The sequence below is a fragment of the Fibrobacter sp. genome (genome assembly GCA_024399065.1).
In the GTDB taxonomy this organism is placed as follows: Bacteria; Fibrobacterota; Fibrobacteria; order Fibrobacterales; family Fibrobacteraceae; genus Fibrobacter.
In genome coordinates this window covers 1-15183 of record JAKSIB010000009.1, presented here as the reverse complement: position 1 = coordinate 15183, position 15183 = coordinate 1, and the positions used below count along the sequence as shown (strand labels likewise).

The window sequence follows — 15183 nt, the reverse complement described above, 5'->3', positions numbered from 1 at the left end:
AGATGACATGGAATGCTGCGGTGATGACAAATAAAGATGCTCATTACTCACAACTCATAACTCACAACTCACGGCTCATGGCTCATCGCTCACCGCTCTTTTTATTATCTTTCAAACATCTTGCAAAAAAGGACGACTTTATTATGAATGAAAGAGAAAGTTTCGGTTCCCGTCTTGGATTTATTTTGATTGCTGCCGGTTGTGCAATCGGTATCGGTAACGTTTGGCGTTTCCCTTTTATTACCGGTCAGTACGGCGGTGCCGCCTTTGTTTTGATCTACCTGTTCTTCCTGGTGATTCTCGGCTTACCGGCCCTCATTGCAGAATTTTCCAATGGTCGTGCCAGTAAGCGTGGTATTGCCCGTTCCTTCGACGTACTGGAACCTGCAGGCTCCAAGTGGCACTACGCCAAGTACCCCATGATCGCTGGCGACTACCTCTTGATGATGTTCTACACCACGGTTAGCGGCTGGATGATGTACTACTTCTTCCGCATGACCTTCGTTGGTGACCTTCAGGGCAAGACTCCCGCCGAAGTGGGCGAGGCTTTCGGTACCATGCTGGGTGATGCCGGCATTCAGTCCGGCTGGATGATTGTTGCCACCCTCCTTGGCCTTGGTATTGTGTCTCTCGGCTTGCAGAAGGGCGTGGAACGCATTACCAAGTGGATGATGTCCTTGCTGTTTGTAATCATGATTGCCCTTGCCATCCGCGCGGTGACCTTGCCGGGCGCTGCAGAAGGCCTCAAGTTCTACCTGCTGCCGGACTTTGGCCGCCTTATGGAAAAGGGAATCAACGAGGTCGTGTTTGCTGCCATGGGTCAGGCCTTCTTTACCTTGAGCATCGGTATCGGCTCCATGTCCATTCTCGGTAGCTATATTAATAAGAAGCATACCTTGGCTAAGGAAGCCGTGAATATCTGCGCCTTGGATACCTTGGTTGCCTTGCTTGCTGGCCTTATCATTATTCCCAGCTGCTTTGCCTTTAATGTGGAACCGGGTGCAGGTCCGGGCCTTGTGTTCGTGACTTTGCCTAACATCTTTGCACAGATGCCTGCAGGTCGTTTCTTCGGCTCAGCCTTCTTCCTGTTTATGAGCTTTGCAGCTCTTTCCACCTTGGTGGCGGTGTTCGAAAACATCGTTTCCTTCTGGATGGATTTGAAGAACTTTAAGCGTAAGAAGGTGGTGGCTGTCAATATCTTTGCAATCATCATTTTGTCCTTGCCTTGTGCCCTTGGCTTCAACGCCTGGTCCGGCTTTGAACCTTTCGGCCCGGGAAGCAATGTTCTTGACTTGGAAGACTTCCTGGTTTCCAACACCTTGCTCCCGTTGGGTGCCCTGTTCTTCGTGGTATTCTGTAACTCCCGCTATGGCTGGGGCCAGGACAAGTTCTATGAGGAAGTCAATACCGGTAAGGGCTTCAAGTTCCCCACCAACAAGTTTGTCCGCTTCTACATCAAGTGGGTTCTTCCCGCAATCGTTCTGGTCATTTTTGCCCAGGGTTATCTGCAGAAGTTTGCCCCGGATTTCTACAACAAGATTTTCGGCTAAGTTGTTCTGTTGAAAAGGGAATGCCCGCATGTTTGCGGGCTTTTTTTATGCGCGATGCTCCTGAAAACAAAAATATTTTGTGACACTTTTTGTCGCTGTCTAAAACGTATATTTGAAGTGTAAAAAAGAAAAAAGGAATCAAATATGCGTCAAATTATCAATGCTTCTCGTTCTGTTTCCCGCGTGGTTTTCCCCATGCTCCTGGCTCTCACTCCGGCTGCTTTTGCTGGAATGCTGGTGCTGTCCGGCAGTATGCTTGCTGCAACCGCAGTGGCTGTGGCCTATGCCAGTGTTATTCTTGGAGAAACAATTGAAGATTGATTTTTGAGGCGGGTATGCCTCAATCCTTTACTTCTTTTCGATGACTTCCACGGTCAATTTATTGAAGGCGAGTTTTCCGCCTTCGCGGATTTCAAGGGCGGCACGGAATTTCGTGTCGTTCTTTTTAAATGGCTCTAGAACGGGAGTGCATTTTTTGGTGAGGAGTTCTTCCATTTCGGCGTCGGTAAAGGTGCGCTGGTAGAACACCTGGGGAATGCCGTAGTTGCAATGGGGGCTGCGGCACACATATGCGGAAAGATTGCGGCCTTGGTCGTCTGATCCTCTGCGAAACTGTAGCTGGTCGCCGCAAGCGGGACAGGGGAAGTTGCGGCGGAGGAATTCGAAGTTGGTGCGTCCGTCGGGGCCCAACTTTAGGAAGGCGTCGAAGGTGTCGCCCTTCTTGCTCTTGAATCCGGAAATGAGTTCGGTCTTTTCGCCGGTGAGGAGTGCCTTGATGTCGGCGGCGCGGAGCTTCTTGCCGGCCACGGACTTGAACAGCGTAAACTTGCAGTCGCAGGGGTTGCCCTGCTCGTCGCGGTCGGTGCCGCGGCCGGTGCAGAAAATGGCGTTCTTGTTTTCTTCAAGAGTGTGCTTGCAGATGGGGCACTTGAACTTGGTTTCGGTGCCGTGGAAGTGTCCGTCGTTTTCAAAGGCGAAGGTTGCCTTGTGGTCGTTGTCCCAGACTACGCGGGCGTTGAAGGGGGCTCCCTTCTTGGTGATGAATCCTGTGATGACGTCGGTGGTGCCGTTGTTGAAAAGTTCGGCAATTTCCTCGTCGGTCATGATGTGGCCGGCGATGGTCTTGAAGAAGACGAAGTCGCAGGTGGGGGCTGTCGTAGGTGTCAACGTGGGGTCGCCATTATCGTTCTGGGAAGGAACGATGACCGCGCTTCCGCACATCAGACGGTTGCCGGAATCCAGGATTTGTTTGCCGCATTTGGGGCACTTGTAATTCGTAGGCGTTGCGTTGCGGGGTTCGTCGCTGAATTCAAATCCGATGTTGCCGTCTTCGGCCAAAGTGAGGGTGGCGCTGAAGGCGGTTCCCTTCTTGCTCTTGAATCCGCTGAGTAAGTCGGATTTTCCTGTGGCCAGAAGCTTTGCCATTTCTGCGTGGCTCAGGGTGCGGCCAGCGATGGTATGGCCTGCCTTGAATCCGCAATCGCTGTTCTTGCAAACGTAACCCCAGGGGGCGATTTCCATGGGCTGGCTGCACTTGGGGCATGGAATGGCTTCGGTGACGGTTTCGCGTTCGAATTGGCTGCCGTATTGCTCGTGCAGGCGGACGAAAAGATCGCGGACGTATTCGACGATGCCGTCGCGGAATTCCTTGGGATCCAAGTTGCCTTTTTCCACCTGGGAAAGCTTGTATTCCCATTCGCCGGTCATTTCCGGAGACTTGACTTTTTCGTCCATCAGGGCGATGACTTCGCGGCCACGGAGGGTGCTGACCAGATTGTTTTTCTGGGCTTCGATGAAGCCGCGCTTCTTCAGAGTCTCGATGATGCCTGCCTGAGTTGCCGGCGTGCCCAGGCCGCGGTCCTTCATGGCTTCCGCAAGTTCTTCGTTGTCAATCTGCTTACCTGCAGTCTTCATGGCAGCAAGGAGCGTTGCCTCGGTGTAGTACTTGGGCTTGGATTTCTTTTTCTTCTGAAGTTCCAGGGAATCGAAAGGAGCCTTGTCGCCAACATTCCAATCGGGAAAGTTTTCAACGATGTTAGTGATGTCGTCTGAGCTTGAGTCGTCGCCTGCCTTGCCATCTGCGCCAGGGTTGGAACCATCGCTAGTGCCTCGTGCCTCGGACTTTTTTTTCTTCTTTTCTTCCTTGACGAGGGCACGGAAACCAAGATCCTCGTTTTTCTTAAGCTTTAATCTAAAGACTTCTGCTAGATCATTTGCATCTCTCGTCTCTCGTCTCTCGTCTCTCGTCTCAGAAAAGTCCGCAGGACTTTTCAATGTCACTTCCATTTCGTTCCACACATAAGGCTTTAGCCATGCCTGGACAAAGCGTTCCTTGGCCAGGTTGTAGATGTTCTCTTCCATTTCTGGGAGGCCGTTGGGCTGTTCCCCGGTAGGAATGATGGCAAAGTGGTCTGTGACCTTGCTGGAGTTGATGAAAACGAAGTTCTCCGATTCCGGACGCATGATCCCCTGCTGGGCGGGGGTGGCCAGACGCTGAGCCAAGGCGTATGCTTCCTGCTTCATGGTGTCGGGCAGGTAGGCGGAATCCGTACGAGGGTAGGTGAGGAGCTTCTTTTCGTAAAGGTTCTGGGCGCAGTCCAGCACTTGCTGGGCGCTGTATTTGAAGCGTTTGTTGCCTTCTTTCTGCAGTTCCGTCAAGTCGAAAGGCTTCTGCGGAAACTGCTTTTTCTGCTGGACATCGATGGCGGTAATGACCGCTTCTTCCGGTGGGGCGCATTTGTCCACCACGGCCTGGGCGGGCTCCTCTTTTTCAAAGACTGCAACTTTTAATGCTTGCTTGGAAACGAGGGTGGAGCCTGCTTCGATTGCTTCGCCCTCCGGGCTCGCAATGACATCCTTTGGCTTGACATCCCGATCCGGTCGGAGGAGCTGTGCCTGGTATCCTTTCCAGGTTCCTACCACGCTGTAGTAGTACAGTTCCTTGAACTGTTCCACCATGGCGTCTCGTTCCACAATCAAGTTGAGGGTTGGCGTCTGCACGCGGCCCACGGAAATCATCTTGCCGCGGCCGGCGGTAAGTGTGTAGGCTCGGGTGGCGTTAAGACCCACCATCCAGTCCGCACGTTGACGGAGGCGAGCGGCGTAGCTTAAATTCAAACGCTGTGTGGCGTCTTCCAAATTTTTCCAGGCCTTGTCCAGGTCCTTGGCCACGTAACTGTTCACCCACAAACGCTTTACCTGCTTTTGGCGGAAAGCGGGAGTGTAATCCAGAATCAAATCGAAAATCAGGTTACCTTCGCGGCCAGCATCGGCGCCGTTTACCAGAACATCCGCCTTGCTCATCATGTCACGAACCACGGCCAACTGTTTTCGGGTGCTTTCAATTTCCATCAGGCGGAACTTTTCAGGAAGCAGCGGCAGATTTGCCAATCGCCATCCGCCTTCAAATCCGGGATAGGCGTCCAGGGGAGCCAAGGTGATCAAGTGACCCACGCACCAAGTGATGCAATGGTTCTGGCCAATAAGGCATCCATCTCCCTGGGTGAATTTTTCACCTTCCAGACGTTCCAGCATTGGTCTGTAATGCTGGTTTGCAACGGAAGGTTTTTCTGCCACAAGAAGAATCATAGTGGCAAAGATACGAATTTTTCGTTAAAGAATTTTGTGTGTTCACTTTCTAAGCATGTGCCACGTTCGTAAACCCACAAAAAGCAATCTTCGTCCACCACTTCGTAATCGGAACCACCATTAAACACGTTGGCTACGCCATATATTTCGTGGTCCTTGCAAATGGCTACCTTGCATCCGAGAACTATGGACAAATTAATGCAAGCCTGCTCCAGTGCGTCGTTGGCAAGATCTTCGCTTTTTAAAGTAAACCTAGACTTGTCCTGGGAATTGAATTTTAGACCAAGGCTTTCAAAGTCCTGCTCTACCCATTGCAGTTTTGCGCCCAAATCAATCCCCTTGGAGATTCGGCCCCTAATGGTGAATTCGTGTTCCATTATTCCCTGCTTAGTCTTCTTCTTTATTCCAGAAATCGGTATCCTGTTTTACACCACATTCCTTGGCGATGTAGACCGGTTCCTTGCCTGCATTTCTCTGGTCCGTGTAATTCTTAAGGGCCTTGAAAGCGATGGGGGAGAGAATCAAGATACAGGGAATGTTTACCACAACCATCAAGGCCTGGCACAAGTCGGCAGAATCCCAGGCGAAACCTGCACTGGAAATTGCGCCCACAAAAACAATGATTGTTGCGATGATTCTGAAAACGGTCATGACTGTTTTACCCGGACGCTTGGCCATAATAAAGCGGAGGCAGCCTTCGGTGTAGTAGTAGTTTCCGATCAAGGTGGTGAATCCGAAAAGACCAATGGAAATGGTAATGAAAATAGGACCGATGCCACCAAGGACGCTGCGGAGGGATTCCTGAACGTAAGGAATACCGGAAAGATCTCCGTTGGGGGATACGCCGGTGGAAAGACACATAAGTGCTGTGGCGGTGCAAATGACCAAGGTGTCAATAAAGACAGAGAAGGATTGGACCAGGCCTTGCTTGACGGGGTGGCTGACGCTGGCGCTTGCGGCGGCGTTGGGGGCGGAACCCATACCGGCTTCGTTAGAGTACAGACCGCGTTTGATACCGTACATAATGCAGCTTCCGGCGAAACCACCTGCTCCAGCTTCAAAGGAAAAGGCGTCCTTGAAAATCAAGGCGAACATAGAAGGAATGTTGGTGAAGTTGTAGAGAATAACACCGATGGCGACCAACACGTAGATGACGCCCATGATGGGAACCAAGTAGCTTGTGATTTTGGTGAGTCGTTTTGCTCCACCAAAAACGCAGGCAGCGAACAATATGGCGAGAAGAATGCCTACGATTGCCGGGGTTGTTTCTTCGCTGTAGAAACTATAGCTGGAAAGAGAGGTTTGAATGTTGTAGGAGGCCAGAAGGTTGTATCCGATGACGTAGGTCAGTAAAACGAATACGGAGAAGATAATGCCCAACCAACGGCATTTCAGTGCTGTCTGGATGTAGTAGGAAGGACCACCGTAAGAATGACCGGTAACCAAGTCTTCACGCTTGTAGATCTGAGCAAGTGTCGATTCAACGAAGGCTGAAGATGCTCCAAAAATAGCGATAAGCCACATCCAGAAAACAGCTCCGGGACCACCCAAGCAAATTGCAGAGGAAACGCCCACAATGTTGCCGGTACCTACACGAGAGGCGGTAGAGACCATTAAAGCTCCGAAGGAGGAAATGCCGCTGCCCTCCATGGGCTTTTCCTTGGTAACGCGAATGGTTTCCTTGAAAAGGCGTATCTGGGGGAACTTCATTCGGATGGAGAAGTACAGACCAGCTGCCACTAAGAATAGAGGCACGATAAAGGGCTGGTATAGAAAATTACTGATATTGGAAATTACGGAATGAATAGATTCGATCATGAATTTAAAGATAATAAATGAATTTTGCTGGCTTGAAAATCCATCTTGCCAATTCGAAAGATTGTTTGTATATTCCTAAACATGAAAAAGATTCTAGACCTTCGACTTCTACTTTGCATCGCTCTTCGTGATACTGAGGCGAGGTTCTAGGCTATTATCTACGCTACAAAGATTTTAACCAATAAAAGGCCCGCTTCCACAACGATGCGGGTTCTTTTTTTATGGTCAATTTTTTTATCTTTGATGCGTAAAATTAAGGCTTGCGGCGTGTGGATGCCGGCAGGAGATAAAAAATGAACTGTATGATGGATTGTGCCGACCAGGCAAGAAAACCGTTCTTTTATGATGTCACTCTGCGTGACGGAAACCAGGCTTTGCCCAAGCCCTGGAACAATGCCCAGAAGAAGGATGTGTACCTCCAGTTGTTGAAGCTGGGTGTGCAGGGTGCCGAAGTGGGTTTCCCCGCTTCTTCTGAAATGGATTTTGAATCTGTAAAGGAACTGGCCCAGCTTACTGCCGAAATGGCTGCCGCAGGCGACGAAGTTGCCCAGAAGGTGGTGGTCTCCGGTTTGGCTCGTTGCGTACCTAGCGACATTCAGCGCTGCTGGGAAGCTGTCCAGTATGCACCTCATCCCCGTATCCATACCTTCCTGGCTACTAGCCCCCTCTCTATGGAACATGTGCTTCACATGACTCCGGAACAGGTGAAGGCCCGCGCCGTAGATTGCGTGAAGCTTGCCAAGTCCCTGGTGGGCGACAAGGGCGACGTGGAATTCAGCTGCGAACATTTTGGCGACTGCCTGGAGAATATGGACTTCGTGATTGAAGTTTTGAAGGCAGTGGTAGAAGCCGGTGCAACTACCTTGAACTTGCCCAACACCGTGGAACGTTACCGCCCCATGCTGTACATCAGCCAGATCAAGCAGGTGTACGATGCCATGCCCAAGAATGTGACCATTTCTGTTCACTGCCATAACGACCTGGGTATGGCCACTGCCGCTACCGTCGAAAGCTTCTTCGTTGGTGCAACCCAGCTGGAAGTTGCCCTGAATGGCCTGGGTGAACGTTGCGGTAACACCAACTTCTACGAAGTGGCTCTGGGCCTGCACAATTCCGGCGTAGATACCGGCTTGCACCTGGACAAGATTTACGAAACCGCCATCTTGATTTCCCAGTGGTCCGGCGTTAGCATCTATACCCGCGCTCCGCTCATTGGTGCCGAGGCAATCGTTCACCGTAGCGGTATCCATCAGGATGGCGCCTCCAAGACCAAGGACATGAAGAAGGGTGCATACCGCCCCATTGATTACTCCATCATTGGCCGTAACCAGAACGACTCTTTGAGCTTTACTAGCCAGAGCGGTCGTACCGCAGTGTACGAAATCATCACCAAGTTCGGCTACAAGCTGAGCCTGGCTGAAGCTGCCGAACTGCAGCCTATTCTCAAGAGCTACAGCGAAAAGGAAGGCGAAATGAGCGCCGAACGCGTTCTGGACGTGTTCCGCGAACAGCGCGTGAATGTGAACGGCCGCCTGATTTTCAACAACGTCGAAGTGATTCCCGACGAAGGCCGCTTTATCTTCCACTTCAAGAAGGACGGCGAAGCTCTGGTCAAGTCCGTGACCGCCGAAGGTCCTATTGAAGCAGGCCTCATCCTCATGCGTGAAATCGGCATGCCGGTGGAACTGATCAAGTACCGCCAGGTGGTGGTTCCCGAAAAGGATAAACTGTGGGCCGGTCGCGGTCTCAGTCGTATTGTGCTGAAGGGCAGCGGCAAGGAAGTTGAAGGCCGCGGTGTAAGTAGCGATACTCTCAAGGCTAACATGCGCGCCCTGTTCGGTGGCGTGAACTTGCTGTACAAATAGACGAGAGAACGGGCTTCGCCCTACAGACGAGAGACGAAAGATGTTCGGAAGGTTAATACGTCCGTTTAGGAAAAGGTATGACAAGTACGCTGGCAAGGTCGGTGCCTTTGCCAAGCCTGTCTGGAATGCGACTATGGATCTGCTGGGCAAGGTTCCTAGCCCCAAGGCTTTTGCCGGTTCCGAGGACTTGGCCGAAGACGATGGTGGTAGCGCTGAGGCTGAAGGTGCTGTTGCTGAATCCGGTAAGCCGGACCTTCTTGGACGTCTCAAGAACTTCAAGAAATCCTTGAAGGAAATGGGCGATTTCCAGAAGCTGATCCTTTTGACTATTGCTGTTGTTGTTCCTGCGGGAATCTTGATCGCCACGATCTTGGTGAAGTTCCTCAAGAGCAGAAAGAAGTAACTCTGAGTGTCTTTGCGAGGAGTGAAACGAAGTGGCAATCCAAAGCTTTAAATTGTCGAACCGTTTACCGAAGGACTTGACCCCAAGTCCTTTTTTTGCTGAACTGGAAAAGGCAAAAAAGGAATGCACGGATTTCATTGATATGACAGTGAGCTCGCCGGTGCGAGTTGGCTTGCCGGTGGAATTGGATTCTTCCGTAGATGCAGGCCGTGAAAAGTTTGGACACTGGTCTCCCGATGCTTCTGGTTGGCGTGAGGCTCGCGAAGCTGTTGCTGCTTACTATGGCGAAAGGGAAGGCTGCTTTACCGCCAATCAGGTGATCGTCACTGCCAGTACCAGCGAAGCCTACTCTGTTCTTTTCAAGACATTCTGCGATCCGGGCGATGTGATTCTGACGCCTATGCCGGGCTATCCGCTGTTGGATACGTTGGCCCAGCTGGAACATCTGGAGTGTGCTCCCTATTTTTTGAAGTTGGTGCGTGATAGAGGCTCCAGGCCCGAGGCTCGAGGCTTGAAGTCTTTGGCTCAGCTTAAGGCATCTGTGGATGGCGATAAGGCTAGTGCGCAAAAACCGGCAACGGAGTTCCGTTTTGTCATTGATACGGACAGCTTGCTGGCTGCTCCGGAACGTTCCCGCATCTTGCTGCTGGTGTCTCCCCACAATCCTACGGGACACATTGTAAGCCTTGCAGAATGGAATGAGATTGTTGCTTTTTGCGAAGAGAATAACTTGGTTCTTGTGGTGGATGAAGTTTTCGGCGATTACGGATTTAGCGACGAAGTCAAACGCAGCTGGCAGTATTTGAGGAGTGAGGCTCCAGGTTCCAGGCTCGAGTCCCCATTCGGGGATCATGACCACGTAAGTACTGAAGCACTAAGTGGTCAAAGTGTTCGAGGTACGAGAAATGAGGAACAGAATGCTGCGGATTATTTTGACTGTGGTGGAAACGATGTGGTCTACGCACCCGTCGATGGACCCAAGTGCCCGATCTTCTGGCTGAACGGTTTAAGCAAGGCCGTGGGTGCGCCTCAGCTGAAGTTCGGCTGGATGGCTTTCTACGCGCCTCGTGAACGTTTCGAAGAAATACGCGCCGCCCTGGAATTCGTGGAAGACGCCTACCTCAGTACCTCTTCCTGCGCACAGGCTCTGGCAACGCCGCTGCTTGCCCGCGCTGCAGAGTACGAATCGCAGGTTACCGCCCGCTTGAAACAGAACTGGGAAACACTGCACGCCGCATTCCCCAGCAAGTACTGCCCCAAGGTTCTCGGCGGTTGGTATGCAGTAGTTCATCTGGGCGAAGACGACGAAGAACTGACTCTTCGCTTGCTCCGGGAAAAACATGTGCTGGTGCAGCCAGGTTTCTTCTTCGACTTTGAAGAAGATGGTTGGGTTGTCATTAGTTTGTTGCAAGAACCATCGCAGTTTGCTGAAGCTGTTCAGCGGATGGCTGCACTTTTATAAAAAAGAAGAACTCGGGCTTGATGACCCGAGTTTTTTTTCGTTAAGAGAATCGTTCGTACAACGCATCTCTCTCCACAGGTTCCAGGCCTTCGCCAAGAATCAGCTGACGCATGCGTTCCGGACTCATACCTACGGGAACGGTGGCTCCTGCGGCGTGGGTAATCTTTTCTTCGATGATGGTGCCGTCCAGGTCGCTGGCACCGGAGTGCAGAGCCTTCATTGCGGTTTCAATACCCATCTGGATCCAGTAAGCCTTGATGTGGGGGAAGTTATCCAGGAACAGGCGGGCCACTGCAACAGTGCGGAGGATGTCCTCCTGAGAAGTCATGTTGGGCACGATGTTGTGGAGGGCGTTGTGTTCCGGATGGTAGACCAGCGGAATAAATGCAAAGAATCCCGGTGCCTCGTCCTGCAGGTCGCGAAGCATGCGCATGTGGGCGATGCGGTGTTCCGGCTTTTCGATGTGGCCGAAAAGCATGGTGGCATTGGTGGGAATGCCGATCTTGTGGGCGGCGCGATGGACGTCCAGCCATTCTTCGCCGGTTTCCTTGCCGGGGCAAATCTGGTCGCGGACACTCTGAACGAGGATTTCGGCACCGCCACCGGGGAGGGCGTCAAGACCTGCGCCCTTCAGGGTTTCCATAATCTGCAGGGGAGTCTGGCCAGAAAGCTTGGCGAAGTGGGCAATTTCCACGGCGGTAAAGGCCTTCAGGTTCACCTTGGGGAATTCGCCGCGGAGCTTACGGAGCATTTCGATGTAGTAATCGAAGGGGTGGTCCGGATGAAGGCCGCCGACGATATGAAGCTCACGGGCGCCGCCGTTGATGGCAAAAGCAGCCTTGTCGCGAATGGTATCGTAGTCCCAGTCGTAGGCGGTGGGACTATCCTTCTTGATCTTGCTGAAAGCGCAGAATTTGCAGTGCAGCACGCAGACGTTGGTGTAGTTAATCTGACGGTTGTTCACCCAGTAAACGGACTTGCCGTGGCGACGTTCCTTTTCTGCGTTGGCCATGGCGCAAAGTTCGTCTAGGGGGGCGTTCAGAAACAAATCAAGAGCTTCGGATTCAGTCATTCGGGACATGCTTAAAATGTAGAAAAAGACCCGTTGGTTTTTGGATCCTATCGTGGCTTCGCCACTCCAGGATGACAAAAAAAAGAACCAGTTTTGCAACTGGTTCTTTTTTAGTAGCGGGGGCAGGACTTGAACGCTGCGACCTTCGGGTTATGAGCCCGACGAGCTACCAACTGCTCCACCCCGCGTCGAGGTAGCCCATATATAGTTAATTATTATTATCTTGGCAAGGGTTTTAGACGAATTTCTTGAGGATGTGCTTGCTTGCTACGAAATAATCCACACCGCTGACCACTGTCACCAAGGTAATGATGCCCATGATGGTCTGGGGGAAATAGGGCCAAATTCCGTCAAAACCGGGGATGAAATGGCGGATGGGGTCGATGGCGCCTGCCAAAATGCCCACAATGCCCATGCCCTGCAAGGCGGTTTTCCACTTACCGCTGCGACGTGCCGGCATAATCAAGCCTTCGCTTGCGGCCAGGGTGCGCAGAGTTTCCACGCTGGATTCGCGGAAGTAGATCACAGCCACCATCCACACCGGGGCGTAACCGGTAGCGATGAAGCACATGAAAATGGTCATGTTGGAAATCTTGTCGGAGAACGGGTCCAAATACTTACCCAAGGTGCTGACTTCGCCCATGGAACGAGCAAGCTTGCCATCCAAGAAGTCGGTAAGCATGAAACCAAGGACCATGACCAGGGAGAGAACCTTGAAAACCAGACTGTTGTTGCTGTAATCCAGGTCGTTATCGTAGAAGAACACCCACAGGAAGAAGGGGGTGAGGACGATGCGGCTCATGGTGAGCTGGCTTGCAATGGAAAGGGGCTTACGGTGGGCGGGGTCGCGGTAGTACCAGTAGGCATAGGCGACGGTGCTTGCGCCCATGAGCAACATGGAGGTGACCATGGAAATCTGCTGGTAGTCTTCCAGGTTCAGAAGGTAGACCGCCATGGTGATGGTAATGGAAATGTTGGCCAGCTTGCTCCAGCGGCGCTTGCGGGGGAGCTGTTTGCCTTCGCGAAGGACGCCCAGGGAGAATAAGGTGTGGGCGATGAGGCGGGCCAGCAGGAAAACGCAGCCTACGGCCAAAAGCTTTTCGGCGGATTCTTCCTTGAGGAGGTCGTGGACAAAGATGCTTGCCATTACCACGAAGGAAAGGGCGCCGTCAATGGTGTTCAGCCACAGCCTGTAATAGGGCTTTTCCACTTCTTCGGAGCGGAGCTGGTAAAGATTGACCCAGCCCATGGCCATGGCGATGAGCACGAATGCGGTTGCAGTCTTCGGCATGTCGTTCCAGATGAACGCGGTGACGCAGATAAATACTGCTACGCGAAGGGCGCTCCAAATTCGTGAACGTAGTCTTACGTCGGAAACGTTTTCCTCAGTTTTTTGTTCTGTCATTGGTTATTCTCCAAAAGCTGTTTTGCATGTTCGCGGACTGTTTCGTTATCGCCGCCCAGCATGCGAGAAATTTCTTGGATGCGGCCGTCGTGATCCAGTTCTACAATGGATGTGAATGTGCGACCGTCGATTTCCTTTTTGCTGACGGCCAGTTGATTCTGGGCGCGGCTTGCCACCTGGTGGAGGTGGGTGATTGTCAAAATCTGGTGGTGCTTGCCAAGGTTGCACAAGGCTTCACCAATGCTGTTGCCTACTTCGCCGCTGATACCGGAATCCACTTCGTCGAATATGAGCAGGGGGACCTTGTCCAGTTCTGCCATGACGCTCTTGATGGCCAAAAGCAAGCGGGAAAGTTCACCACCGGACACAGCCTTCTGCAGGCTCTTGGAACCTTCGCCCGGGTTGGGGGCCAGAAGGAATTCGATGCGGTCGGCGCCAATCGGGGCGAGGGACTGCTTTTCGATGGAGGTGGTGAATTCGGCCTTGGGCATACCCAAGGTGTGCAAAATGTCGCTGACGGACTTGTCGTAACGGGCTGCAGCCTCGACGCGGGCCGCCGTGAGCTTGGCGGCAACCTTTTCCAATTCGGCCAAAGTCTTGGTGGACTGGCGGGAAAGTTCTTCCAGGTCGGCGTCGAGATTCTCGAGGCTGCTCAATTCTTCCTTGCGCTGTTGCGTTAAGGCGATGAGGCCAGCCACATCGGTGCGGTACTTGCGCTTCAGTTTTTGAATCTGGGCGATGCGGGTGTTGGCTCTGTCGATTTCTGCCGCGTTCATGGCGGTAGACGGAGTCAAACGCATCAAGTCCTTACAGATGCTTTCAAAAGGATCGGCCACTTCTTCAAGAGCCTTGAATTCTTCTTCGTAATTCGGACACTTGATGGCGAGAGTACGCATACGGGCCTGGAGGCTTTGCACCATGTCCAGGAGGCCGTTTTCGCCAGCCAACATTCCTTGAATGTCGCCCAGGTGGCGGCGTTCTGCTTCGCTCTTGCTGGCGCTGCTGACCTTGTCTTCTAGTTCTTCTTCTTCGCCTTCTTTAAGGGCGGCCTTGGTCAGTTCGTCGTGCTGGAACTTCAAGAAGTCTTTTTGTGCGGCAAGATTCTTGGCTCGTTCTTCGGTGGCTGCGATCTTGTTCTGGATTTCGTTCCATGCAGTCCACAACTTGCCGTATTCTTCAAGCAAGCTTCCGTTACCGGCGTAGGCGTCCAGCATCTGGGCGTGGGTACGGGTATCGCGAAGCAAAAGCTGTTCGCTCTGGCCGTGCATCTGGATCAGTTCTTCGCCAATGCGCTGGAGATCAGCCTGGTTCACCATGGAACCGTTGACGCGGGCGCGGCCCTTGCCGCTTTCCAGAATTTCGCGACGGATAACCAGTTCGTCGTCAGAATCAATTTCCAGTTCTTCCAGGATCTTCTGGACCTTGGGGACGTTCTGGATATCGAAAGTCGCTTCCACAACAGCTTTCTCCTCGCCACTGCGAACCATGCTGGCTTGGGCCTTGTCGCCGCAAACGATGCGGAGGGCCTTTAACAATACTGACTTGCCAGCGCCAGTCTCGCCTGTAATGGCGGTAAATCCCTTGCGGAAGTTGATGTCCGCCTGGGCTATAAGAGTGAATCCGTTAATAGAAAGTGACTTTAACATAGCAACGATAAACTAGCAAAACTCGAATGTCAAAAGAAGACACTAACCTTCGCGTTATTTTTCGAACTCGATAATGGAACGATAAATGGGGCGGCCTTCCTTGCGGTACTTCTTTTCGAAGCCGGTCATGATGCCTTCGGTAGGTTCAGCAGAGTTGCGGACCAGGACCTTGCAACCCTTGAAGTTGTCGAATACTTCCAGAGCTACTTCGTTGTATTCCTTGTGGTCGGTGCCCCAGTAGAAAATTCTCTTGCCGGGTTTCATCACTCGTGCCACCTGTTCCAAGAAGTCGGGGCGGAGCAAACGGTTCTTGTGGTGGCGTTCCTTGGGCCACGGATCCGGGAAGTACATGTGGAATGCGTCCACGGTGTTGT

The 15183-nt window shown here is 52.3% G+C and carries 12 protein-coding genes and 1 tRNA gene; 5 read left to right on the top strand and 8 right to left on the bottom strand.

Translation table 11 applies throughout. From position 1 onward, the window contains the following. The first annotated feature begins 143 nt into the window (after window positions 1–143). Window positions 144–1550 (top strand): sodium-dependent transporter, encoded by a 1407-nt coding sequence (locus tag MJZ25_06060; protein MCQ2123733.1) that lies wholly within the window; start codon window positions 144–146, stop codon window positions 1548–1550. Window positions 1551–1694: 144 nt separating this feature from the next. Next, window positions 1695–1871 carry a hypothetical protein gene (locus MJZ25_06055; GenBank protein ID MCQ2123732.1) on the top strand — a complete coding sequence of 59 codons (177 nt, stop codon included), beginning with the start codon at window positions 1695–1697 and terminating at the stop codon, window positions 1869–1871. Window positions 1872–1898: 27 nt separating this feature from the next. Here the strand turns inward: MJZ25_06055 and MJZ25_06050 are convergent, their stop codons facing one another. Genes MJZ25_06050 through MJZ25_06040 form a run of 3 tightly spaced genes read right to left on the bottom strand, consistent with a single transcriptional unit; the run spans window position 1899 to window position 6956 of the window. Then, window positions 1899–5138 carry a DNA topoisomerase gene (locus tag MJZ25_06050; GenBank protein ID MCQ2123731.1) on the bottom strand — a complete coding sequence of 1080 codons (3240 nt, stop codon included), beginning with the start codon at window positions 5136–5138 and terminating at the stop codon, window positions 1899–1901. Then, on the bottom strand, window positions 5135–5515 hold the full coding sequence (locus MJZ25_06045; GenBank protein MCQ2123730.1) for a hypothetical protein: 381 nt from the start codon (window positions 5513–5515) through the stop codon (window positions 5135–5137). Before MJZ25_06045 ends, MJZ25_06050 begins: the two co-directional genes overlap by 4 nt. A 10-nt stretch (window positions 5516–5525) precedes the next feature. Next, on the bottom strand, window positions 5526–6956 hold the full coding sequence (locus MJZ25_06040; GenBank protein MCQ2123729.1) for an alanine:cation symporter family protein: 1431 nt from the start codon (window positions 6954–6956) through the stop codon (window positions 5526–5528). A gap of 293 nt (window positions 6957–7249) precedes the next feature. Here MJZ25_06040 and MJZ25_06035 point away from each other — a divergent pair, with 293 nt between their 5' ends. The 3 genes from MJZ25_06035 to MJZ25_06025 all read left to right on the top strand — a co-directional run bounded on the left by MJZ25_06035 (window position 7250) and on the right by MJZ25_06025 (window position 10686). After that, a complete protein-coding gene (locus tag MJZ25_06035; protein MCQ2123728.1) occupies window positions 7250–8821 on the top strand; it encodes a 2-isopropylmalate synthase in 1572 nt (523 codons plus the stop codon). A gap of 40 nt (window positions 8822–8861) precedes the next feature. Next, window positions 8862–9224 carry a hypothetical protein gene (locus MJZ25_06030; GenBank protein ID MCQ2123727.1) on the top strand — a complete coding sequence of 121 codons (363 nt, stop codon included), beginning with the start codon at window positions 8862–8864 and terminating at the stop codon, window positions 9222–9224. Window positions 9225–9366: 142 nt separating this feature from the next. Continuing rightward, window positions 9367–10686 carry a pyridoxal phosphate-dependent aminotransferase gene (locus MJZ25_06025; protein MCQ2123726.1) on the top strand — a complete coding sequence of 440 codons (1320 nt, stop codon included), beginning with the start codon at window positions 9367–9369 and terminating at the stop codon, window positions 10684–10686. A 40-nt stretch (window positions 10687–10726) separates the two neighbouring features. Here the strand turns inward: MJZ25_06025 and mqnE are convergent, their stop codons facing one another. From mqnE to MJZ25_06000, 5 genes are all read right to left on the bottom strand, one after another. Continuing rightward, the gene (gene mqnE / locus MJZ25_06020; protein MCQ2123725.1) at window positions 10727–11767 is read right to left on the bottom strand and encodes an aminofutalosine synthase MqnE; all 1041 of its coding nucleotides are present in this window, start codon (window positions 11765–11767) and stop codon (window positions 10727–10729) included. A 105-nt stretch (window positions 11768–11872) separates the two neighbouring features. Continuing rightward, a tRNA-Met gene (locus MJZ25_06015) sits at window positions 11873–11946 on the bottom strand. A 47-nt stretch (window positions 11947–11993) separates the two neighbouring features. Beyond that, window positions 11994–13163, bottom strand: a complete 1170-nt coding sequence (locus MJZ25_06010; GenBank protein ID MCQ2123724.1) for a CDP-alcohol phosphatidyltransferase family protein — start codon at window positions 13161–13163, stop codon at window positions 11994–11996. Next, window positions 13160–14809 (bottom strand): DNA repair protein RecN, encoded by a 1650-nt coding sequence (gene recN / locus MJZ25_06005; protein ID MCQ2123723.1) that lies wholly within the window; start codon window positions 14807–14809, stop codon window positions 13160–13162. Before recN ends, MJZ25_06010 begins: the two co-directional genes overlap by 4 nt. A gap of 54 nt (window positions 14810–14863) precedes the next feature. Then, the coding region (locus tag MJZ25_06000; GenBank protein MCQ2123722.1) for a tRNA (guanine-N7)-methyltransferase at window positions 14864–15183 on the bottom strand (320 nt) is incomplete at its 5' end.

Excerpts from the sequence above, each read along its gene's own strand:
- MJZ25_06025 (MCQ2123726.1), top strand. The coding sequence starts at position 9,367 with ATGACAGTGAGCTCGCCGGTGCGAGTTGGCTTGCCGGTGGAATTGGAT.
- MJZ25_06060 (MCQ2123733.1), top strand. The coding sequence starts at position 144 with ATGAATGAAAGAGAAAGTTTCGGTTCCCGTCTTGGATTTATTTTGATT.
- MJZ25_06045 (MCQ2123730.1), bottom strand. The coding sequence starts at position 5,515 with ATGGAACACGAATTCACCATTAGGGGCCGAATCTCCAAGGGGATTGAT.
- MJZ25_06050 (MCQ2123731.1), bottom strand. The coding sequence starts at position 5,138 with ATGATTCTTCTTGTGGCAGAAAAACCTTCCGTTGCAAACCAGCATTAC.
- mqnE (MCQ2123725.1), bottom strand. The coding sequence starts at position 11,767 with ATGTCCCGAATGACTGAATCCGAAGCTCTTGATTTGTTTCTGAACGCC.
- MJZ25_06010 (MCQ2123724.1), bottom strand. The coding sequence starts at position 13,163 with ATGACAGAACAAAAAACTGAGGAAAACGTTTCCGACGTAAGACTACGT.
- MJZ25_06035 (MCQ2123728.1), top strand. The coding sequence starts at position 7,250 with ATGAACTGTATGATGGATTGTGCCGACCAGGCAAGAAAACCGTTCTTT.
- MJZ25_06040 (MCQ2123729.1), bottom strand. The coding sequence starts at position 6,956 with ATGATCGAATCTATTCATTCCGTAATTTCCAATATCAGTAATTTTCTA.
- MJZ25_06030 (MCQ2123727.1), top strand. The coding sequence starts at position 8,862 with ATGTTCGGAAGGTTAATACGTCCGTTTAGGAAAAGGTATGACAAGTAC.
- MJZ25_06055 (MCQ2123732.1), top strand. The coding sequence starts at position 1,695 with ATGCGTCAAATTATCAATGCTTCTCGTTCTGTTTCCCGCGTGGTTTTC.
- recN (MCQ2123723.1), bottom strand. The coding sequence starts at position 14,809 with ATGTTAAAGTCACTTTCTATTAACGGATTCACTCTTATAGCCCAGGCG.